The sequence below is a fragment of the Streptomyces mutabilis genome (genome assembly GCF_014649815.1).
Lineage (GTDB): Bacteria > Actinomycetota > Actinomycetes > Streptomycetales > Streptomycetaceae > Streptomyces > Streptomyces mutabilis.
Genome location: NZ_BMTT01000001.1, coordinates 486,753 through 508,206, shown reverse-complemented (window position 1 = coordinate 508,206; position 21,454 = coordinate 486,753). Strand labels below are relative to the sequence as shown.

The 21,454-nt window shown below is 72.1% G+C and carries 12 protein-coding genes; 9 read left to right on the top strand and 3 right to left on the bottom strand.

Annotated features, from left to right (window positions below; genetic code table 11):
* The first annotated feature begins 55 nt into the window (after window positions 1-55).
* The 9 genes from IE142_RS02240 to IE142_RS02200 all read left to right on the top strand — a co-directional run bounded on the left by IE142_RS02240 (window position 56) and on the right by IE142_RS02200 (window position 14,802).
* On the top strand, window positions 56-832 hold the full coding sequence (locus IE142_RS02240) for a TIGR03936 family radical SAM-associated protein (RefSeq protein ID WP_191884128.1): 777 nt from the start codon (window positions 56-58) through the stop codon (window positions 830-832).
* A 273-nt stretch (window positions 833-1,105) separates the two neighbouring features.
* Window positions 1,106-5,386: a ribonuclease E/G gene (locus tag IE142_RS02235; RefSeq protein ID WP_191884127.1), complete on the top strand. Its 4,281-nt coding sequence runs from the start codon at window positions 1,106-1,108 to the stop codon at window positions 5,384-5,386.
* A 168-nt stretch (window positions 5,387-5,554) separates the two neighbouring features.
* A complete protein-coding gene (locus tag IE142_RS02230) occupies window positions 5,555-6,616 on the top strand; it encodes an iron-containing alcohol dehydrogenase family protein (RefSeq protein WP_191884126.1) in 1,062 nt (353 codons plus the stop codon).
* Between the two features lie 203 nt (window positions 6,617-6,819).
* Window positions 6,820-7,140 carry a 50S ribosomal protein L21 gene (gene rplU / locus IE142_RS02225; protein WP_004931419.1) on the top strand — a complete coding sequence of 107 codons (321 nt, stop codon included), beginning with the start codon at window positions 6,820-6,822 and terminating at the stop codon, window positions 7,138-7,140.
* Between the two features lie 14 nt (window positions 7,141-7,154).
* The gene (rpmA, locus tag IE142_RS02220; protein WP_003976205.1) at window positions 7,155-7,409 is read left to right on the top strand and encodes a 50S ribosomal protein L27; all 255 of its coding nucleotides are present in this window, start codon (window positions 7,155-7,157) and stop codon (window positions 7,407-7,409) included.
* Window positions 7,410-7,520: 111 nt separating this feature from the next.
* Window positions 7,521-8,957: a GTPase ObgE gene (gene obgE, locus IE142_RS02215; RefSeq protein ID WP_191884125.1), complete on the top strand. Its 1,437-nt coding sequence runs from the start codon at window positions 7,521-7,523 to the stop codon at window positions 8,955-8,957.
* A gap of 214 nt (window positions 8,958-9,171) precedes the next feature.
* On the top strand, window positions 9,172-10,977 hold the full coding sequence (locus tag IE142_RS02210; RefSeq protein WP_191884124.1) for a stealth family protein: 1,806 nt from the start codon (window positions 9,172-9,174) through the stop codon (window positions 10,975-10,977).
* On the top strand, window positions 10,977-11,966 hold the full coding sequence (locus IE142_RS02205; protein ID WP_229830122.1) for a hypothetical protein: 990 nt from the start codon (window positions 10,977-10,979) through the stop codon (window positions 11,964-11,966). Before IE142_RS02210 ends, IE142_RS02205 begins: the two co-directional genes overlap by 1 nt.
* Before the next feature lie 7 nt (window positions 11,967-11,973).
* Window positions 11,974-14,802, top strand: a complete 2,829-nt coding sequence (locus IE142_RS02200) for a stealth family protein (RefSeq protein ID WP_191884123.1) — start codon at window positions 11,974-11,976, stop codon at window positions 14,800-14,802.
* Window positions 14,803-14,879: 77 nt separating this feature from the next.
* Here the strand turns inward: IE142_RS02200 and IE142_RS02195 are convergent, their stop codons facing one another.
* From IE142_RS02195 to IE142_RS02185, 3 genes are all read right to left on the bottom strand, one after another.
* Entirely contained in the window at window positions 14,880-16,613 is a 1,734-nt protein-coding gene (locus IE142_RS02195) for an FG-GAP repeat domain-containing protein (RefSeq protein ID WP_191884122.1), read from the bottom strand.
* Window positions 16,614-16,823: 210 nt separating this feature from the next.
* Complete coding sequence (locus tag IE142_RS02190) at window positions 16,824-19,061, bottom strand: bifunctional glycosyltransferase/CDP-glycerol:glycerophosphate glycerophosphotransferase (RefSeq protein WP_191884121.1); 2,238 nt, start codon at window positions 19,059-19,061, stop codon at window positions 16,824-16,826.
* A gap of 174 nt (window positions 19,062-19,235) precedes the next feature.
* Window positions 19,236-21,272: a CDP-glycerol glycerophosphotransferase family protein gene (locus IE142_RS02185; RefSeq protein ID WP_191884120.1), complete on the bottom strand. Its 2,037-nt coding sequence runs from the start codon at window positions 21,270-21,272 to the stop codon at window positions 19,236-19,238.
* Window positions 21,273-21,454 lie beyond the last annotated feature (182 nt).

Here is a 21,454-nt window from a genome sequence, read left to right as displayed (position 1 = left end):
AAGGAGAAGTCCCCTGGGCAAGCGACAGCCCGAAGGCCCGCCGCCCGTACCCGCGGTGCAGCGCATCCGACTGCGTTACACCAAGCGCGGCCGCCTCCGGTTCACCAGCCACCGTGACTTCCAGCGCGCCTTCGAGCGTGCGCTGCGCCGCGCCGAGGTGCCCATGGCGTACTCGGCGGGGTTCACACCGCACCCGAAGGTGTCGTACGCCAATGCCGCACCCACCGGCACGGGCAGTGAGGCGGAATACCTGGAGATCGCGCTCACCGAGGCGCGCGACCCGCAGCGGCTCAGGGAACTCCTCGACGAGTCCCTGCCCGCCGGGCTGGACATCGTCGACGCGGTCGAGGCCCGGACCTCCGGGCTCGCCGACCGGCTGACGGCCTCCGTGTGGGAGCTGCGGCTGGCCGGTGTGGAGTCCGCGGACGCCGAGCGCGCCGTCGAGGCGTTCAACTCGGCCCCGGCGGTGGAGGTCCAGCGCAGGACCAAGAACGGCGTCCGCACCTTCGACGCCCGCTCCGCCGTCGCACGTTTCGAGAGCGTCACCACGCACGGTTCGCCGGCTGATAGGCCGACCGACCAGCCCTGTGCGATACTGCGGCTGGTTGTTCGGCACGTGACGCCTGCCGTACGACCCGACGACGTCCTGTCCGGTCTTCGCGCCGTGGCCGACCTGGCGCCGCCGGTCCCCGCAGCGGTGACCAGGCTGGCGCAGGGGCTGTTCGATGAAGAGACCGGTGCGGTGACCGACCCGCTCGCGCCCGACCGCGAGGCGGAAGCGCCCGAGCCGCAACCGGCCGCCGCTTCCGCCGCCGCGAAGGCGCCGGTGTAAGGAAGGTTCCGCGTAGGGACGGACGTCGTAGCGCCGCCCTCGAACTCGGGAGCCACCTGGGTCGGGCAGCGCACCGACCACAAGACTTTCGCCAGGCCGTGCACGACAAGGGGTACGGAACCGGCGAGACAAGACACGAGAGCTTCCGAGCGGCGCCCGCGCCCCGGACGGCGGCGATCGCGCAACAGCGCGAGCCGCGGACGTCACCGGCGGTCGACCTGTCGATGCCGGACCGGGCGCGGCGCCCGGGAGCCTGACGGGAGAAACCCCCGCATGCTCGAACCGACCGAACCCACCGGGTCCGCGACCACCTCGACGGACACCGAGTCGAACACCCCCAGCGACACCCTGCCGCCGCGCCGTCGGCGCAGGGCCGCCTCCCGCCCGGCCGGCCCGCCGTCCGGCGCCTCTGAGGCGTCGGCGGAGAGCGTCGCACCGGCCGATGTGACGCCGGTGACCGGCGAGGCCGAGGAGACCGAAGCGGACGAGGCGGTCACCGAGGCCGCCGGGACGACGGCACCCGAGCCCGCACCCGCGGGCCGTCCGCGGCGCCGTGCCGTGCGACGCGCCTCTTCGCCCGCCGGGGCCCCGGCCTCGGTGGAGGCCGCCGAGACCGTCGTTCCCGCGTCGCCCGCGGCTGAGGCTCCCGCGCAGCCGGAGCCGGCCGTCGCTTCGGAGCCGGCCGTCGAGGATGCCGCGCCGCGTCGTTCCCGTCGTCGTGCCACGCGTACGGTGACCTCGCCCGCCGAGCCGGCTGCCGAGGTCGCCTCCCCCGCGGCTGAGGCTTCCGCGCAGCCGGAGCCGGCCGTCGCTTCGGAGCCGGCCGTCGAGGATGCCGCGCCGCGTCGTTCCCGTCGTCGTGCCACGCGTACGGTGACCTCGCCCGCCGAGCCGGCTGCCGAGGTCGCCTCCCCCGCGGCTGAGGCTTCCGCGCAGCCGGAGCCGGCCGTCGCTTCGGAGCCGGCCGTCGAGGATGCCGCGCCGCGTCGTTCCCGTCGTCGTGCCACGCGTACGGTGACCTCGCCCGCCGAGCCGGCTGCCGGGACCGCGCCCACCGCTGAGGCCACGGACGCCGAGCCGGTCGCCGCGCCGCAGGCGGAAGCCGCCGAGGACACCGCCGAGGACGCCGCTCCCCGTCGTTCCCGCCGTCGTGCCACGCGGCGCGTGTCCGCCCCGGCGGAGCCGGTCGCCGAGACGGACGCCGACGTGAGCGCGCCCGCCGCCGAGGCCGCCCCGGCACCCGAGACCACCGCCGCGCCCGCCGTGCCCGCCGAGGAGGCCGCCCCGCGCCGTGCGCGCCGCCGGTCCACCCGCAAGGCCGCCACCGGGTTCGCCGCGCCCGCCCAGAGCGCCTCCGCCGCCTCCGGGGAGGCGGACGCCCCCAAGCGTCCGTCGCGTCCGGCCGTGGCCGTCTTCCAGCCGCCCGTCTTCGCCGAGCCCCAGTTCCAGACGCCCGAGCGGGCCGCGGCCGAGGCCGCCGCGGAGGCCGCCGGGGCCACGCCGGCGCAGGCCGCCGAGGAGACCGAAACCGAGGAGTTCCCGGAGGAGCAGTCCGCCGGGTCGCGCCGCCGCCGTCGTCGCCGGGGCGCCGCCGAGGAGAGCACCGAGGACCGGGCCACCGCCCCCGCCGCGCAGGACGAGCCGGAGGACCGGGCCGACACCGACACCGACAGCGACGCCGACGAGTCGGGTGAGGACCACGACGACGCCGAGGGCTCCGACGAGTCCGGCTCGCGCCGCCGCAGGCGGCGGGGTGGCCGTCGCCGCCGTCGCGGCGATGCCGCCGAGGGCGAGCACGGCGAGGACACCGAGCACGTCGCCGCCGAGCAGGCCGCGCAGGACGCCGAGGACACCGCCGAGCAGGCGGAGGAGGACGCCGAGGAGAACGGCGAGTCCTCCGACGAGAGCGGCGGCTCCAGCAGCAGCCGTCGCCGGCGTCGTCGCCGCCGCCGGGCCGGGGACGGCTCCGGTGAGGCCGAGTCGTCCGCCGACGACCCCGAGCGCACCGTCGTCAAGGTCCGCGAGCCGCGCCCGAAGCCCGAGCCGTCCGACGAGGTGCAGTCCATCAAGGGCTCCACGCGACTGGAGGCCAAGAAGCAGCGCCGCCGCGAGGGCCGTGAGCAGGGCCGCCGCCGGGTGCCGATCATCACCGAGGCCGAGTTCCTGGCCCGCCGCGAGGCCGTCGAGCGCGTCATGGTCGTCCGCCAGCACGGCGAGCGCACCCAGATCGGCGTCCTGGAGGACGGCGTGCTCGTCGAGCACTACGTCAACAAGGAGCAGGCCACCTCGTACGTCGGCAACGTCTACCTCGGCAAGGTGCAGAACGTGCTGCCGTCGATGGAGGCCGCCTTCATCGACATCGGCAAGGGCCGCAACGCAGTCCTGTACGCCGGTGAGGTCAACTTCGAGGCGCTGGGCATGGCCAACGGCCCGCGTCGCATCGAGTCCGCCCTCAAGTCCGGCCAGTCGGTCCTCGTGCAGGTCACCAAGGACCCGATCGGTCACAAGGGCGCCCGCCTGACCAGTCAGGTCTCGCTGCCCGGCCGCTACCTGGTCTACGTGCCCGAGGGCTCGATGACCGGCATCAGCCGCAAGCTGCCCGACACCGAACGCTCCCGCCTCAAGACCATCCTCAAGAAGATCGTCCCCGAGGACGCGGGCGTCATCGTGCGCACCGCCGCCGAGGGGGCCAGCGAGGAGGAACTGCGCCGCGACGTCGAGCGGCTCCAGGGACAGTGGGAGGAGATCCAGAAGAAGGCCAAGGGCGGCAGCGCCGGCGCGCCCACGCTGCTGTACGGCGAACCGGACATGACCGTCCGGGTCGTGCGGGACATCTTCAACGAGGACTTCTCCAAGGTCGTCGTCAGCGGCGACGACGCCTGGCAGACCATCCACGGCTACGTGTCGCACGTGGCGCCGGACCTGGCCGAGCGGCTGTCCAAGTGGACGAGCGAGGTCGACGTCTTCGCCACGTACCGGATCGACGAGCAGCTCGCCAAGGCGCTGGACCGCAAGGTCTGGCTGCCCAGCGGCGGTTCGCTGGTGATCGACCGGACCGAGGCGATGGTCGTCATCGACGTCAACACCGGCAAGTTCACCGGTCAGGGCGGCAACCTCGAGGAGACGGTCACCAGGAACAACCTGGAGGCGGCCGAGGAGATCGTGCGCCAGCTCAGGCTGCGCGACCTCGGCGGCATCATCGTCATCGACTTCATCGACATGGTGCTGGAGTCCAACCGGGACCTGGTGCTGCGGCGCCTGCTGGAGTGCCTGGGCCGGGACCGGACCAAGCACCAGGTCGCCGAGGTCACCTCGCTGGGTCTGGTCCAGATGACCCGCAAGCGGGTCGGCCAGGGTCTGCTGGAGTCGTTCTCGGAGACCTGCGTCCACTGCAACGGCCGGGGTGTCATCGTCCACCTCGACCAGCCGACGGCGGCCGCCGGTGGCGGTGGCGGCAAGCGCCGCAAGCGGGCCCGGGCCGGCGCGGACCAGCCGCACGAGCACGAGGTCGTGGCCGGCGTCGAGACCGGTCCGACGGCGGAGCAGGAGGCGGACACCGAGTCCGAGGCCGAGGTCGCCGCCGAGGTGGCCGAGCCGGTCGCCCTCCCGGCGCCCGAGTTCACCCCGGACGAGGAGCTGTACAGCAGCGCTGCCGAGGCCGAGGCCGCCGCCTCGCGTGGTCGTGGCCGGCGCCGCACCAGCCGACGGGCGTCGGCCCCGGCAAGCGCCCCGAAGGGCGCGAAGGGCGAGAGCCCGGCCGCCGCCCAGGCGCCCACCGCGCAGGACGTCACGGCCGCCGAGGAGGCCGAGCGTCCCGTCGTGCGGGGGGAGTCCGCCGCCGAGGTGCTGGCCGAGCCCGCGGCGGTCGAGGACGCGGTCTCCGGCGCGCCCGCCCCCGAGGCCCCGGCCGCCGAGGAGACCGCGCCCAAGGGCCGCACCCGCCGCCGGGCCACCCGGAAGGTGTCCGCACCGGCCGGTTCGCCCGCGGGTTCGCAGGCCGCCGTCGTGACGGTCCCCGAGGCCGCGCCGGCCGAGCTGCCGCAGGCCCCCGCCGAGACGGCACCCGAGGCCCCGGTGGCCCAGGAGCCGGTCGAGCAGCCCGCTGCGCCCGCCGAGAGCGCCGCACCGGCCCGCCCGCGCCGGCGCGCCGTGCGCAAGGCCACCGCGCCTACCGCGCCCGAGGAGACGGCCGTCGTGGTCGTCCCGTCGGCCCCGGCACCGGACGCGGCCGAGCAGGCCACGGCCGCCGAAGGCGCGGGGACCGACGACGAGGCCGCCCCGGCCAAGAAGGCGGCGGCCCGCAAGACGGCCAAGAAGGCGACGGCGAAGAAGGCCGCCGCCAAGAAGACGACGACCGCCAAGAAGGACACCGCCAAGAAGGACACCGCCAAGAAGGCCACCGCCAAGAAGGCCACCGCCAAGAAGGCGGCCAAGACGACGACCGCCAAGAAGGCCACGGCGAAGACCACGGCCAAGAAGACGGCGTCGAAGAAGACCGCGGCGGCCGCTCAGCAGAGCCCGTCCTCGGTCACGGCCGCCACCGACGAGGGCTGATCCGGCACCCGCCCGATCAGGCACCTGCCTGATCGGGCACCTGTCGCAGAACGTGTGGTCCTGTCCGTCCGGAAGCCGTTCGGACAGGACCACACGTTTCCCCGGACGTGCCCGTGCGCATCATCACCGGACAGTCACCGATCCGCCCCCGTGAGGAGAGAAGATCACGTGCCGGTACTGACGAGGCTCATTCCCTCGCCGCTCGCCGTGGACATCCGGCCGGGCGCGCTCGACGACCTCGCCGACGTCCTGGCGGACGAGCGGATCTCCCGGTCCGGGCGGCTCGCCGTGGCGATCAGCGACGGTTCTGGGGCGCGGCTGCGCCGGAGACTGGAGCCGTCCCTGCCCGGCGCCGACTGGTTCGAGGTCGGCGGCGGCACGATCGACGACGCCGTGCGGCTGGCCGACGGGATGAAGTCGGGCCGCTACGACGCGGTGGTGGGCCTCGGCGGCGGAAAGGTCATCGACTGCGCCAAGTTCGCGGCGGCCCGGGTGGGCCTGCCCATGGTCGCCGTGGCCACCAACCTCTCCCACGACGGCATCTGCTCCCCGGTGTCGATACTGGACAACGACGCGGGCCGCGGTTCGTACGGCGTGCCGACGCCCATCGCGCTCGTCGTCGACCTCGCGGTGATCCGGGAGGCGCCGATCCGCTTCGTACGGTCCGGCATCGGCGACGCCGTCTCCAACATCTCGGCGGTCGCCGACTGGGAGCTGGCGCACCGGGTCAACGGCGAGAAGGTCGACGGTCTCGCCGCCGCCCTGGCCCGGCAGGCCGGCGAGGCGGTGCTGCGTCATCCCGGCGGCTGCGGCGACGACGGGTTCCTGACCGTGCTGACCGAGGGCCTGGTGCTGTCCGGCATCGCCATGTCGATCGCCGGGCACACCCGCCCCTCGTCCGGCGCCTGTCACGAGATCAGCCACGCGCTCGACCTGCTGTACCCCAGGCGCGCGGCGAGCCACGGCGAGCAGGTGGGCATCGGCGCGGCCTTCGCGACGTTCCTGCGGGGCGACCAGGAGGGCTCCCTGCTGATGGCCCGGACGCTGCGTCGGCACGGGCTGCCGGTGGTGGCCGAGGAGATCGGGTTCGGCGACGACGAGTTCGTACGGGCCGTGGAGTTCGCGCCGCAGACCCGGCCCGGCCGGTACACGGTCCTGGAGCACCTGGACCTGTCACCGGAGCGGGCCAAGGAGGCGTACGCCGAGTACGTCGCGTCGGTGGCCGACTGAGGCAGGCGGGGCCCGGTTTGACCCCTGTCATGCGGCCCCGTAACCTTGACCGTCGGCGTGTCGACTGACGCGTCACATCCCCGTAAACCTCATTCCTTCCGGATGCGGACCCCCGTGGGCCCGGGCCGGGAGAGGCCGCTCGCGCATGTCGCGGGCGGCTGGACTGCGGGGGTGCCGTTCCCGAGCGAGAGAGTGAGATCCGCGTGTACGCCATCGTGCGCAGCGGTGGTCGCCAGCACAAGGTTGCTGTCGGCGACATCGTTGAGGTTGACAAGATTTCCACCGCCAAGGTCGGCGACACGGTCGAGCTCTCGACCCTGCTCGTTGTCGACGGCGACGCTGTGACCAGCGACCCGTGGGTGCTGGCCGGCATCAAGGTCCAGGCCGAGGTCGTGGACCACCACAAGGGCCAGAAGATCGACATTCTGCGCTACAAGAACAAGACCGGCTACCGCCGCCGTCAGGGCCACCGCCAGCAGTACACGGCGATCAAGGTCACTGAGATCCCCGCGGCTGCGAAGTAAGGGACTGAGGAGACATGGCACACAAGAAGGGCGCATCGTCCACCCGGAACGGTCGCGACTCCAATGCCCAGCGGCTCGGCGTGAAGCGCTTCGGCGGTCAGGCCGTCAACGCGGGTGAGATCCTGGTCCGCCAGCGCGGCACCCACTTCCACCCGGGCGCCGGCGTCGGCCGTGGCGGCGACGACACGCTGTTCGCCCTGCAGGCCGGTGCGGTGCAGTTCGGCACCCACCGTGGCCGCAAGGTCGTGAACATCGTCCCGGTCGCCTGACCGGACACTTTCGCGAGGCGGGCCTCACTTCCCCGAGGGGAAGCGGGTCCGCCTTTCGCGTGTTACCCAAGAGACATTCCCCGCAGTAGGCAGTAACTGGAGGCACATCCCATGACCACCTTCGTGGACCGCGTCGAACTGCACGTCGCCGCGGGTAACGGAGGCCACGGCTGTGCCTCCGTCCACCGTGAGAAGTTCAAGCCGCTCGGCGGCCCGGACGGCGGCAACGGCGGCCGCGGCGGCGACGTGATCCTCACCGTCGACCAGTCGGTGACCACGCTCCTCGAGTACCACCACTCCCCGCACCGCAAGGCCACCAACGGCAAGCCCGGTGAGGGCGGCAACCGTTCCGGCAAGGACGGCCAGGACCTGATCCTCGCCGTGCCCGACGGCACCGTGGTCCTCGACAAGGCGGGCAACGTGCTGGCCGACCTGGTCGGGCACGGCACGTCCTTCGTCGCCGCGCAGGGCGGCCGGGGCGGCCTCGGCAACGCGGCCCTCGCCTCCGCCCGCCGCAAGGCCCCGGGCTTCGCGCTGCTCGGCGAGCCGGGGGACCTCGGGGACGTCGTCCTGGAGTTGAAGACCGTCGCCGACGTGGCGCTGGTCGGCTACCCGAGCGCGGGCAAGTCCTCGCTGATCTCCGTACTGAGCGCGGCCAAGCCGAAGATCGCCGACTACCCCTTCACGACGCTCGTACCCAACCTCGGCGTGGTGACGGCCGGTGAGACCGTCTACACCATCGCCGACGTCCCCGGCCTCATCCCGGGCGCCAGCCAGGGCAAGGGCCTCGGCCTGGAGTTCCTGCGGCACGTGGAGCGGTGCAGTGTGCTGGTGCACGTCCTGGACACGGCGACGCTGGAGTCCGACCGCGACCCGGTCTCCGACCTGGACATCATCGAGGCGGAGCTGCGCGCGTACGGCGGCCTGGACAACCGGCCCCGCATCGTCGTCCTGAACAAGATCGACGTTCCCGACGGCAAGGACCTCGCCGAGATGGTCCGCCCGGACCTGGAGGAGCGCGGCTACCGCGTCTTCGAGGTGTCGGCGGTGGCCCACATGGGCCTGAAGGAGCTGTCGTTCGCCCTGGCCGACCTGGTGGCCAAGGCCCGTGCCGCCCGCCCGAAGGAGGAGGCCACGCGGATCGTCATCCGGCCCAAGGCCGTGGACGACGCGGGCTTCACGGTCACCCGCGAGGAGGACGGCCTGTTCCGCGTGCGGGGCGAGAAGCCCGAACGCTGGGTCCGCCAGACCGACTTCAACAACGACGAGGCCGTCGGCTACCTCTCCGACCGCCTCAACCGCCTCGGTGTCGAGGACGAGTTGATGAAGGCCGGTGCGCGCAACGGTGACGGCGTGGCCATCGGCCCCGAGGACAACGCGGTCGTCTTCGACTGGGAGCCGTCGGTGACGGCCGGCGCCGAGATGCTCGGCCGCCGCGGCGAGGACCACCGCTTCGAGGCACCCCGCCCGGCCGCCCAGCGGCGGCGGGACCGGGACGCCGAACGGGACGAGGCGGAGCGGGAGTTCGACGGCTTCGAGCCGTTCTGAGTGGTGTGAGACACAGACCCCGACGCCTGGGAAGGCGTCGGGGTTGCACCGTTTCTTTGTCTCCCATATCACAGATGTCGATGGTTACCGGGTGGCTTCACCAAGGCGGACGTGACGTGAACGCGTTGCATACTTGACATGTCTGTATTCCGCCCGCGTCATCATCAAGGGGATCGTCGTCCTCGACACCGGTCCCGTCGGAGGAGCTCCCGCAGTGCGAAATCCTGAAGCACCCCGGTTGGTCGGTGTCTACCGTCGCGTAGTCCCGGTGGGTGCGCGTCGTGTGATCGCCGAGCACGTGGACAGCGGCTTCCGCCAGCAGGTCAAAGAGGGCATCGCCGCCGCTGCCGCCAAGCGGGACCAGATCAAGCGCGTGCGCGTCGCCCGCAGCAACCGGAAGCTGCTGGCCCGCCACGACCGGCGGGTCGTCAGCGTGGGCAGTACGCCGCGCATCGCCCACGTCGTACCGAGGGTCACGCCGCTGGAGGCCCGGCGCGCCAACCTCGAGGACGTGACCGAGGCGCTGCGGCACGCGGGCATCGACTACTTCTGCGTACGTTCGGCCTCCGAGACGTCCACCGCGGTGGCGGTCCGGGAGGACGACCGGGAGAGCGTGATCACCGCGCTGCGCCAGGCCTGCCGGGTCAGACCCGGTTACGTGGTACCCATACGCAAGGGCGAGCCTCTCGACGAGGCCGCCCTGCCTGCCTTCGGAGCCGGGCCGTGGAAGCGGGTGTCAGGATCCCCGGTCTTCCGCTGCACCTGGTACCGCACCGACGAGACCGGCCGCATGGTGTTCGGCCTGCGGTACGGCTGCGACATCGAGTTCTGGAAGCGCGAGGGCGACGAACTGCTCTCCCCCCGCCGCAACCCGGTCGCCGAGGCCGTTCCGGTCGACGAGGAGCCGACGGAGGCGGACGAGGCCCTCTTCACCGACCTCGCCCCGTTGCCGGCGCCCGAGGCCCCGCGGGACACCGAGACGCCGGAGGCCCGGGACGGCACCGGTGACGGCGGTCGCCCCGCGCGCGTGCGCACCCGCCCCGCCTTCGCCGCCGGAACGGTCGGACGCCGCACCTTCCCCATCGACGTGGTGTACACGTGGGTCGACGGCTCCGACCCGGAGTGGATACGCAGCCGGGCCGAGTTCTCCGACCGGCCCTACCACGAGGAAGCGGCCAACGCGGCGCGGTACCTCAGCAGGGACGAACTGCGCTATTCGCTGCGCTCCCTGAACCTGTACGCGCCCTGGGTGCGCAACATCTACCTGGTGACCGCCGACCAGACTCCCGAGTGGCTGAACACGGACCACCCGCGACTGAAGGTCGTCAGCCACAAGGAGATATTCAGCGAGCCGACGTCCCTGCCGACGTTCAACTCGCACGCGATCGAAAGTCAGCTCCACCACATCGACGGACTCTCCGAGCACTTCCTCTACTTCAACGACGACGTGATGCTCGGCCGGGAGACGCTGCCCCAGCACTTCTTCCTGCCCAACGGCCTCGGCCAGTTCTACCTGTCGCCCGCGCTCATCCCCTTCGGCGAGCCGAGCAGCGACGACCCGCCCGTCGCGGCCGCCGGCAAGAACAACCGCCGGCTGATCGCCGAGCGCTTCGGCGGCACCATCTTCCGCAAGATGAAGCACGTGCCGCACGCCCTGCACCGCAGCGTGCTGGACGCGATCGAGACCGAGTTCGCCGACGAACACCGGCGCACCGCAGCGAGCCGCTTCCGCAGCGCCGGTGACATCTCGGTCACCTCGTCGCTCCACCACTACTACGCGTTCCACACGGGCCGCTCCTTCCCGGGCGACCAGCTCGTCTACCGCTACCTCGACGTCGGTCGGCCGGGCGCCGAACGGGTCCTCGGCCGACTGCTCGCCGAGCGCGAGGCCCACGTCTTCTGTCTGAACGACACGACGTCCACCGAGGCCGAGCTCGCCCACCAGCAGACCCTGATGACCCGATTCCTGGACGAGTACTTCCCCTTCCCGAGCCCCTACGAGCGCGGTGCAGACGACTGATGAGACAACTACCCACCCCCCACCAGGTGATGCGCAAGGGCTACGCCGCCGTGCGTTCGGCGCGGTCGCGGCTGGACAGCCTCGTCCTGGTCCCGCCGAGCCCGGACGACTGGCCGCGCGTCGCGGCGGACCACCTGTCCCTGCTGGACGGCCGCACGCTCAACGTCTGCGTGACCGTGCCCGAGGACCTCACCGCGTCGGCCGCGTCGCTGGTCCTCGGCTCGGGCTCCTCCCCGGTCGTCGTCCCGCTGACCCTGGTGCAGCGTGGCGACGGACGCGTCGAGGCCCGCGGCACCTCGGTCATGGACCTGCTGGAGGGTGTCCGCGCCGACAGCCCGCCGGTGCCCGCCGGGATGCGCAGGTTCCTGCTGGAAGCCGGACAGTGGCGGATGTCCGCGGTCTTCACCGACGTCCGGGGCGAGGAACGCCGCTTCGCGCTGGCCGCAGCGCCCCGGCTGATGCCCGACGGCCCCACGCTGCCCGAGCCCGTGCGGGACGACGGCACCTACTGCCGCGTCATCGCGTCGAGCACCGGACGTGCGTACCTCTCCCTGGGCAGGGACCACGCCGAGGCCGAGGTCGTCTCCGTCGACATCGGCTGGTCGCGGGTCACGCTGCGGGGCCGCCTCGTCAACTCCCCGGCGGAGGCGTGCAACGGGGACGTGGAACTGATCCGCAGGAACGGCAAGGTGAGCCGGACGATCCCGGCCACCTGGCAGGGTGACGTCTTCACCTGCGCCGTCGACACCGCTGACTTCGGCGCCTCGGGTGCCAAGGAACAGATCTGGGACGTCCGCCTGCGACGGCCGCGCGGCCGGTCGCTGAAGCTGTGTCGGCGACGGACCGACGTACGCAGCCCCGGGGACGTGTTCCGGATGCCGAACCGGCTGCTGACGGCGGACGACGGCACCGCACTGCGGATCAACCCCTATTACACGCCCGTCGGCAGCCTGGCCTTCCGTGCCGCGCTCATCCCCTCTGGAAGTTGACAAAAAGATGAAAATCACCTTTCTCCTCACCTGGGGTGACGAGATGGGCGGCACGGAGCAGGCCGTCTACACCCAGGCGACCCACCTGGCCCCCCGGCACGACATCGAGGTGCTCAGCGTCTTCAAGACGCGCGAGCAGCCGTTCTTCACCGTCGACGAGCGGGTGTCGGTGCGTTACCTGGTGGACCGCACCGGCAAGACCGAGCGCCCGGTACGCGAGAGCGGCCTGAGCGCCGAGGAGTGCCGGCACCTCGCCGGGCTGCCGAGCGAGCTGATCAGCCCGAAGTGGGAGGCGACGTTCGACGCGCTCTCCGACGTCGAGATGCAGCGCGCGCTGCGGACCATCGACACCGACGTGCTGATCACCACCTCGCCCGCGCTGATGTCGGCGGTGGCCGACCTGGCGCCCTCCCGGGTGATCACCATCCAGCAGGAGCACCGCCCGTCCCAGTTGCGTGGCGGCACGGGCGAACCGCTGCTGCTGCGGGCGCCCGCCATCGACGCGCTCGTGGTGCTCACCGAGCGCACCAAGCAGTGGCTCGAGGAGTCCCTCGGCAAGGCCGCGCCCCGCCTCGCCGCCATCCCGAACGCCATCCCCGAGGGCTTCCGGCCGCGCTCCAGCCTGACCGGCAAGACGATCGTGATGCCGCGCCGGCTCGTGCCCGACAAGCAGGTCGACCACGCCATCCACGCGTTCGCCAAGGCGCTGCCGGACCATCCGGGCTGGCGGCTGCGCATCTTCGGCGACGGGCCCCAGATGTCCCGGCTGCGCAACCTCATCCAGGGCCTGGGCCTGCACGACTCCGTGGAGCTCCTCGGCCCCAGCCAGCACATGACCGAGGAGTGGGCCAGGGCCAGCCTGACCATCCTCCCGTCGCAGGACGGCGAGGCCTTCCCGCTGGTGCTGCTGGAGGCGTTCGCGGCCGGCGTCCCGGCGGTGGCGTACGACATCGTCACCGGCCCCGCCGAGATCATCCGGCACGGCGAGGACGGGCTGCTCGTGCCGCCCAACGACATCGACTCCCTGGCCGAGGCGATCTCCCGCCTGATGGGCGACGAGGAGCTGCTGCGCTCCTACGGCGAGAAGGCCTACGAGGGGTCCGCGCGGTTCGCGGCCGAGGTGATCGTCAAGCAGTGGGAGGAGCTCTTCACCGAGCTCGTCTCCCGGCGCGACGACCCGCGGCGGATGGCGGAGCGGGCCGACCGCATAGCCCACCGGGTCGCCCACGGCGGCGCGGGCCGCTTCCACGCCGCCGTCGCGGCGGACCGCACGGCGCCCTCCTCGGGCGACCAGCGGGCCCGGGAAGTCGTCATCGGTGCCTCCGACCGCTCCCTGGTGCGGGCCGGCGGCCGGCTGTCCGAGGTCCGTGACGACCTGCAGGGCTCGGAGATCATCCAGCGCAACTTCGAGACGGTCGTCGAGGCTCTCGAGTCGCACGGCATCCCGTACGTGCTGCTGCGGGACCGTGACGACAACCCCCGGCGCCGGCTGGCCGTCGACACGGTCGAGCAGGCCCGCGTCCGCAAGGCACTCGCCGGCGTGTACGAGGGCAAGGCGGTCTACGCCGAGCTGCTCAAGCCCCGTACGCACGCGCCCGGTGTGCTGCTCGCCGAGCGGCTCGAGGCGGCGGGCGAGGTGGCCGGTCTGCGGGTGTTCCGCCCGGTGGTGACCTCCAGCCGCACCCTGCGCTTCGGTCCCGCCTACGGCTGCGACATCGAGTTCTGGCGCCAGGTGCCGGAAGAGGAGGGCGGGGACGGCCAGTTCGTCGCGCCGCTCAGGCCCAGCGCCGTCGGCCCCAAGCTGCCGTCGCTGACCGCCGACGCCCGTATCCGCGTCCGCGACCGCGAGTACCCGACAGTGGAACCGCTGACCCGGAAACTGGTGAGCGACCTCACCTTCCCCGTGGACGCCGTCTACACCTGGGTCGACGACTCCGACCCCCGCTGGCAGGAGCGCCGCGCCCGCCGGCGCGCCGCCCTCGGGCTGGAGGCGGAGAGCTCCGGCGACGAGGCCGCCCGGTTCCGCAACCGCGACGAACTCCGCTACTCACTGCGGTCGCTCGCCATGTTCGCGCCCTGGGTCCGGAAGATCTACCTCGTCACCGACGACCAGACCCCCGAGTGGCTCAACGCCGAGCACCCGGACATCGAGGTCGTCTCGCACCGGGACATCTTCGCCGACGGCGACTGCCTGCCGACGTTCAACTCGCATGCCATCGAGAGCCAGCTGCACCACATCGACGGCCTGTCCGAGCAGTTCCTGTACCTGAACGACGACGTGTTCATCGGGCGCCCGGTCGGCCCCCAGCGCTTCTTCCTGCCGAACGGCGCGAGCCGGTTCTTCTGGTCCCCGACGACGGTGCCGATCGGTGAGCCGACCGAGGAGGACGAGGGCTACTTCGCCGCGGCGAAGAACAACCGCTCGCTGCTGGAGGAGCGGTTCGGGGTGACGGTGGCGAACAGCTTCGTGCACGCACCGCACCCGCTGCGCAAGAGCGTGCTGGAGCGCATCGAGGAGGACTTCCCGGAGAGCGTGGCCCGCACGGCCGCCACCCCGATGCGCGGCTGGCAGGACATCTCCATGGTGTCCTCGCTGCACCACCACTACGGCTACCTGACCGGGACCGCGGTGCCGAGCAGCATCCGGTGCGCGTACATCGACGTGGGCACCTACAGCCGCCACCCGGAACTGACGCGGTTGCTGGCCATGCGCGGTCACGACGTGTTCTGCCTCGGTGAGTCCCAGGACGCGGAGGTGCCGGAGCACGAGCAGGCCCGCATCGTCGACTCGTTCCTGCGGGCGTACTTCCCCGTGAAGAGCCCGTACGAGCGCTGACGCCGGACCGCCCGGACAACGGGGAAGGGGGCTGCCGACACGGACGTGTCGGCAGCCCCCTTCGTGCACCGTCCGCGTCAGTGCAGGTCGCGGTAGGTGTTCCAGCCGGTGCCGAGCTGCACCCGGGCCTTGAACCGCCCGTCGGTGTAGGAGGTGTAGCGGTACAGCTCGCCGCGGGAGTTCGCGGCGATCAGGTCGGCGCGGCCGTCGCCGTCGATGTCGCCGGGGGAGGCCAGCTTGTTGTACTGCTGCCAGCCGGAGCCCAGGTCCACCTTGCCCGCGAACGGCGAGGTGCTGACACCGGTACCGCGGTACAGGTACAGCTGCCCGCCCGGGGTGCGGGCGACGATGTCGGTACGGCCGTCCCCGGTGAAGTCACCGGCGCCGACGAGCTTGTCGTAGGCGTTCCAGCCGCCGCCGACCTCGAGCGGCGAGGAGAGGTACGCTCCGTGGCCCTTGCCCCGGAAGAGGTACAGGGTGCCGGAGGAGTCGCGGGCGAGGAGGTCGCCCTTGCCGTCGTCGTTCAGGTCGCCCGGGCCGAGGAACAGGTCGTACCGGCCCCAGCCGGTGGCCAGGTAGTCGTCGGCCGTGTCGGCGTAGTTGTAGAGCACGCCGTCGTACAGCTCCAGCAGGTCCGCGTACCCGTCCTTGTCGAGCGAGGACGCGTAGGCCACGTGGGCGCCCGCCCAGCCGCCCGTGTCACTGAGCTGGGTGCGGGCGGTCAGCTGGCCGTCGTTCTTCACGCCGTACCAGTAGAGCGTGCCGTCCGTGCTCATGCCGAGCACCGAGGCCTTGCCGAAGTGCGGGTACGCACCGCCGCCGGCGAAGAGGTCCACCGACTCGAAGCCGTAGCCCGTGTGCTGCTTGGCGTCGAAGTTCCCGGTGCCGTCGGCCCGGTAGAAGTACAGGTCGCCGGAGCGGGTGCGGCCGAGCAGGTCGCCGAGGCCGTCGCCGTCCCAGTCGCCGCCGGCGATGATCTGGTTGTAGCCGTTCCAGCCCTCGCCGATGTGGTCGCGGGTGGCGAGCGGGGCGGTGGCGCTGCCCTTGCCGGCGTAGAAGTACAGGGCGCCGAGGGGGGTGCGGGCCACGACGTCGCCGATGCCGTCGCCGTTCATGTCCCCCATGCCGACCAGCTGGTCGAACATCTGCCAGCCGCCGCCGACCTTCACCCGCCCGCGGAACGGGGATTCGACGCTTCCCGTGCCCTCGTACAGGTACAGGTCGCCGCCGTAGGTCCGCGCGAGCAGGTCGGGCCTGCCGTCACCGGTGACGTCCCCGGGCGTGAGGACCTTGTTGTAGATCTGCCAGCCCGTCCCGCTCCAGGTGGCGTAGCCGGTGCCGTCCACGCCCCAGCTCTGGAACAGGGACAGGGTGCCCGTCGGCGACAGCGTGAGGACCTCGGGGCCGCCGGTGCCGTCGAGGTCGCCGGGCGTGAGGATGTCCTTCTGCTTCTCCTCGTAGTCGTCGACGTTGACGGCGTACGGGGTGAAGTCGCGCGTGGTGGAGCGCCACGCGTACGTGCTGCCGTCCTGCAGGCGCACGAGCATGTCGGTGAAGCCGTCGCCGTCGACGTCGAAGCGTGGGCCGGGGGCAGCGGCGGCGGCGCGCATCCGCTCGGACTGCTTCGGCTGGGGCACGGCGCGGTCCAGCTCGGGAAGGGCGGACTTGGGCGTCGTCATCTCGACGTCTGGTGACGGCTTGTCGGCGGCGACGGCCGGGGTGGTGAGCAGCATGCCCGCGGCGACCGCGAGGGCGGTGCAGGCGAGCAGGCGGGAACGCCGGGATCTGCGGCGCGTGCGAGAAGTGGACAAGGTCCCCCCACAGGTGAAATCGAAGAGTCGGCACAGTGAAGAAGAGGTGATCACTGCCGATGATCGTCGGATTGTATGTGATCCCTGTGACAGGTTGGCCAGTTGTTTCCACGACAACGTCTCCTGGCGTGCGGTGACGCCAGGAGACGGAGGGTCCAGTATTTTCGCGACGGTGCCGCTGAGGTGGCCCGTGGCTCGGTTGTTACCCGGTCAGGGGTGTTCCGGCTCGGCCACCTCGAGCGCCTGGGCCGGGGTCGGGACGGGGCGACGCTCGTCGAACGGGACGACGGGCAGCGGCGTCTGCTCGCCCAGGAAGACGCGCCGCACGACGCGCTCCGCCGCGTGTCCGTCGTCGAACGTGCAGAACCGGCGGCGGAAGGCGTCCCGGCGCTCGGTCGTCTCCGGAGTGTCGTACATCCCCGAGACGAGCAGCCGCAGCAGTTCCTCCTGCGTGGTCGCCACCGCGCCGGGCGGCTCCTGCAGCAGGTCGAAGTAGGTGCCGCGCACCGCGGAGTAGGTCTCCCAGTCCGGGGCGTAGCTGATGATCGGACGGTCCAGCACGCCGTAGTCGAACATCGCCGAGGAGTAGTCCGTGATCAGGGCGTCCGCGGCGAGGTACAGCTCCTCCACCTTGGGGTGCCCGGAGACGTCGACGATCCGGCCCGTGCTGCGCAGCTCGTCGGCGTGGGCCGAGGTGCCGTAGAAGTAGTGGCCGCGCAGCAGCACGGTCACGTCGGGCCCGAGCTCGTCGGCGAGCCTGGCCAGGTCCAGCGGCGGAGCGAAGTCCGGCTGGTACTCGCGGTGGGTCGGCATGTACAGGAACACCTTCGCGCGGTCGGCCAGCCCCAGCGCCTCACGCGCCCTGCGCACGTCCTCGGAACCTGCGTTGACGAGGGCGTCGTTGCGCGGGTAACCCGTCTCCAGCGTGGTGTAGGAGCAGGGGTAGACCCGTTCCCACACCAAGGTCGAGAAGCGGTTGGAGCTGATGCTGAAGTCCCAGCGGTCGCAGCGCTTGAGGAGCTTGGAGAAGCTCATGTTGGTGGACGCCGGGTACTTCCGCTGGTCCAGCCCCATGGTCTTCAGCGGAGTGCCGTGGTGGGTCTGTACGTGGATCTGGCCTTCCCGCTTCACCACGTTGTCCCCGAAGTTCACGTTGTTGACCAGGTACTTGGCGCGCGCCATGACCGCCCAGTACTCACGCGATCCCACCCGCACGTAGTCCGTGCCCGCGGGCACCTGGTCCACCGCGTCCGGCCGGATCGCCCACACCCGGCGGATGTGCGGAGCGACACGGGCGAGTTCGGCCTCGATCGCCGCGGGGTTGCAGGAGACGCTGCGGTTCCAGTACGCGGAGAACACCGCGAGGTTCTCGTCGAGCGGCAGCCTGAGCTGGGAGCGGTAGAAGACCCCCATGGCGCGGCGCTTGGACCGGTTCACGGCGGCACGGGTGCGCTTCTTGACCTCCTGCCGGAGCCGCGCCGCGCGCGTCGCGCTCACCATGGTGTTGTACGCACCGCGCTCCAGCATGGCGTACTTGTGGCCCTGGCCGCCGGCCGGCCGCGTGAAGCCCTGGGGGACCCGGGCGCGGTAGTCGGCCGAGGCGCGGCGGAAGAACTCGGCCCGTGCCTTGTGCGGCAGGCGGCCCGGGTGCTCCACCACGGTCAGGTAGTGGTCGATCATCTTGCGGAACAGCGGGCCGCGCCACACGTCCAGTTCCTCGTGCGCGTCGAGGTAGTCGAAGACGCGGCGGTACTGGTCGAACACGTCGAAGTGCTTGCGGCTGACCGTCTTGAGGATGTTGCCGCCCTCACGGCGCTGCCGGTAGTACACGCAGACGCGGTCCAGGAGGGTGATCTGCTCGGCGCTGATCAGGGAGCAGAACGTCCAGGGGGCGTCCTCGTAGTACCCGGGCGGGAAGGTGAGCCCGGTGCGGGCGACGAAGTCGCGCCGGTACGCCTTGTTCCACACGATCTGGAGCAGGTCCAGCAGCTCCGGACGGTCCCGGAGGGAGAGGACGTCCGGTCCGTCGTTCGCCAGCAGGTCCGCGCGCTGATTGCGCCTGACCTTGCCGTCCCAGTAGGTGCGGGCGTAGTCGTAGATGAGTATCTCGGGGTCGCCCGTGGCGTCGAGACGGTCGGATATCGCCGTCAGCGCACCGGCGGACAACGTGTCGTCACTGTCCAGGAACAGTACGTAGTCGCCCTGCGCCTTCTCCAGTCCCGCGTTCCGCGCGCGCCCCAGTCCCACGTTCTCCGTGAGGTGAGTCACCTCGAGTCGCGCGTCGCGTGCCGCGTACTCGTCCAGGATGGCTCCGGAGCCGTCCGGCGAGCAGTCGTCGACCGCGATGACCTCGAAGTCCGTGTAGTCCTGCCCGAGCACGGAATCGAGGCACTCGGGCAGGTAGGCCTGCACCTTGTGCACGGGGATGATGAGGGAGAGCCTGGGCATCCTTTGCAACCTGTTCCAAGGGGGCTGGCGGGGGTTCCGAGACACCGTAGCGGGCCAGTCTGTGACGTGCCGCCAAGCGTAATGGCCACGATGTCGCCCTACGCCTCGCTTCGGTCGGATTGCGTTTTGAGGATTCACACATACATTGAGGCGCGCACACATATCGCGCACGGTTCACACGTGCCGCTCCCGGGCGGCGGCGGGCGAAGCGCCGGGCGACTGCTGCCGGGGGCCGGGCAGGGGCAGTTCCGTCGCGAGCCGCCCCGCCATCCGCGCCCGGTGCTCACCGGCCGTCGCGCACAGCGCCCGTACGGCCCTGGCGAAACGCTCCTGGGACGGTGGCTCGGCCGGGCCCAGCAGCCGCCGGGCCAGCGCTGCGCGTTCCGCCGCCCGTCCGTCGCGCTCGGGATGCCGGACCGCGTCCAGCAGCGCGGGCACCCCGGCCGCGTCCGGCGTCAGCACGGTCGCCGCCGCCACCGTCGGGAACGTCTTGCGGAACCCGTCCTCGGCCAGCCCGCTGGTGTTGGCCACCGCGTACGGCTTGCCGCTCGCCAGGAAGTCGCTGATGACACTCGACACATCGCTGATGAGCAGGTCGGCCCGGTTGAAGCAGGCGTACAGGGTCGGCCGGGCGTCCGTGACGACCTGGTGCTCCCACTCGGGCAACGAGGCCCAGTACGCCTCCTCCCAGGCGACCGCCGCCCCCGCCACCGCCGCGGCCCGCCCGGGCTCCGGCGCAGGCTGCCGCAGCATCCGCTCCGCCTGGTCGGCGGCCGAGCGGAAACCGGCGCTCGTGAGCCGGTCCAGCTCCGCCGTCCGGCGAGCCAGCTCACCCGCCGCCGACGCGTCCGGCCGGAGTCCGCTCCGCTCCCGGTTCGCGGCCCGCACCAGCTCCCGGATGCGCAGATCGGCGGCCCGGGCCCGCGGGTCCACCGACCCCGTCAGCGGGTGCGGCTTGTACAACAGCCGTACGTCCGGGTCGGCGAGCAGCGCCCGCACGACGTTCTCGCCGGCCTCGATCACCGACGTGTTGCCGGGATTGCCGTCCCAGCCCTCCCAGGTCGGCGCGTACAGCACCGTCGTGTACGCGCCGGGCGCGGGCGGCCCCGCGTACGGCCGTACGGCGTCCAGTTGCGGGCGGCCGATCTCCACCACGTCCTTGTCCTCGACGCCGACCTCCGCCAGCGCGTACCGCTCGCGCGCCGCCGGACCGGCCACCCACACCTCGTCGTACGCCTTCGCGTACGGGTTGCACGAGGACGGCTTGTCGCTCTCCCCGTGGTTGACGAAGGCGTGCTTGATCGTGGGGATGCGCAGGACCTGCGAGGTCTTGCCCGAGTTGGAGGGGTGCAGGAGGACGCGGAGGGTGGATTGCTCCAGGCGCATCAGCGTGGAGACCTTCGGCAGGCACACCACGGGGATGTCGGTCGCCGCGATCCGCTGCACCATGTGCCGCTCCCGCAGCACGATCACCGGCCGTCCCTCCAGCCGCGCCAGTGGCTCCAGCCACATGTTGGCCTGGTACGCCGAGGACGCCCCGCCCGAGAAGTACAGGCCGACGGTCGGCCGGTACTCCGCCAGCCAGCCGTCGAACCAGTCCAGGACCTCCTGCTCGCCCGCCGGCCGGCGCCCCGGCAGCAGCCGCAGCAGCAGCGCGCCGAGACCTGCCAGCGACACCGCCAGCGACAGTGCGAGGCCCGCCGTCCCGTACACCGGCGCGTCGGTGGCCGCCGTCACCAGCAGCCCGGCGGTGGCGGGCAGCCCCAGGACCGCCAGGCGGTGACCGGGGTGGCGCAGCAGCGCGGGCGGGGCGGGGGTCAGGCGCAGCGCGGAGGCGTCGACGTTCCGGGTCACGACGGGCAGTGTCCGGGTACGCCGGACCAGCACCGAGACCGCCTGGATCGCCCAGTGCAGCCCGTAGAAGACGAGCAGGGCGGCGACGAGCGGGGCGTACGCGGGTTCCCGGTGCTGCTCGCCGAGCCGCAGCAGGCCGACCACGAGCAGCAGGTCCCGCAGCACGTGCCGCACCGTGACGTCGGCGTGCGACTTGGCGAACAGCGACACCATGCCCCGCTGCCAGCGGTACAGCACTCCCTCGGCGGCCAGCGAACCGGTCGTCGCGGCGAGCAGCAGCGGCACGTGCGGCAGCAGCGCGCCCACGGCCTGCGCCGCCGAGGCGGTGGCCAGCACGCCGAGGACGAGCAGCTTCACGGCGGTCCGGCGGCGCAGGAGGGCGAGGCCGGGGACCCGGGGGCGCGGACGCCCGGGGCCGAGGCGGCGAGTGCCGGGACGGGGGGCACGGCGGGGAAGTCCGCGGCGGGGCAGGGATAGGGGCACTGCGGTCGCTCCAGGCTTGCTCGTCGCGCATCGGACATACGGGTTAACGCACGGCG

Excerpts from the sequence above, each read along its gene's own strand:
- rpmA (WP_003976205.1), top strand. The coding sequence starts at position 7,155 with ATGGCACACAAGAAGGGCGCATCGTCCACCCGGAACGGTCGCGACTCC.
- IE142_RS02200 (WP_191884123.1), top strand. The coding sequence starts at position 11,974 with ATGAAAATCACCTTTCTCCTCACCTGGGGTGACGAGATGGGCGGCACG.
- obgE (WP_191884125.1), top strand. The coding sequence starts at position 7,521 with ATGACCACCTTCGTGGACCGCGTCGAACTGCACGTCGCCGCGGGTAAC.
- IE142_RS02235 (WP_191884127.1), top strand. The coding sequence starts at position 1,106 with ATGCTCGAACCGACCGAACCCACCGGGTCCGCGACCACCTCGACGGAC.
- IE142_RS02205 (WP_229830122.1), top strand. The coding sequence starts at position 10,977 with ATGAGACAACTACCCACCCCCCACCAGGTGATGCGCAAGGGCTACGCC.
- IE142_RS02190 (WP_191884121.1), bottom strand. The coding sequence starts at position 19,061 with ATGCCCAGGCTCTCCCTCATCATCCCCGTGCACAAGGTGCAGGCCTAC.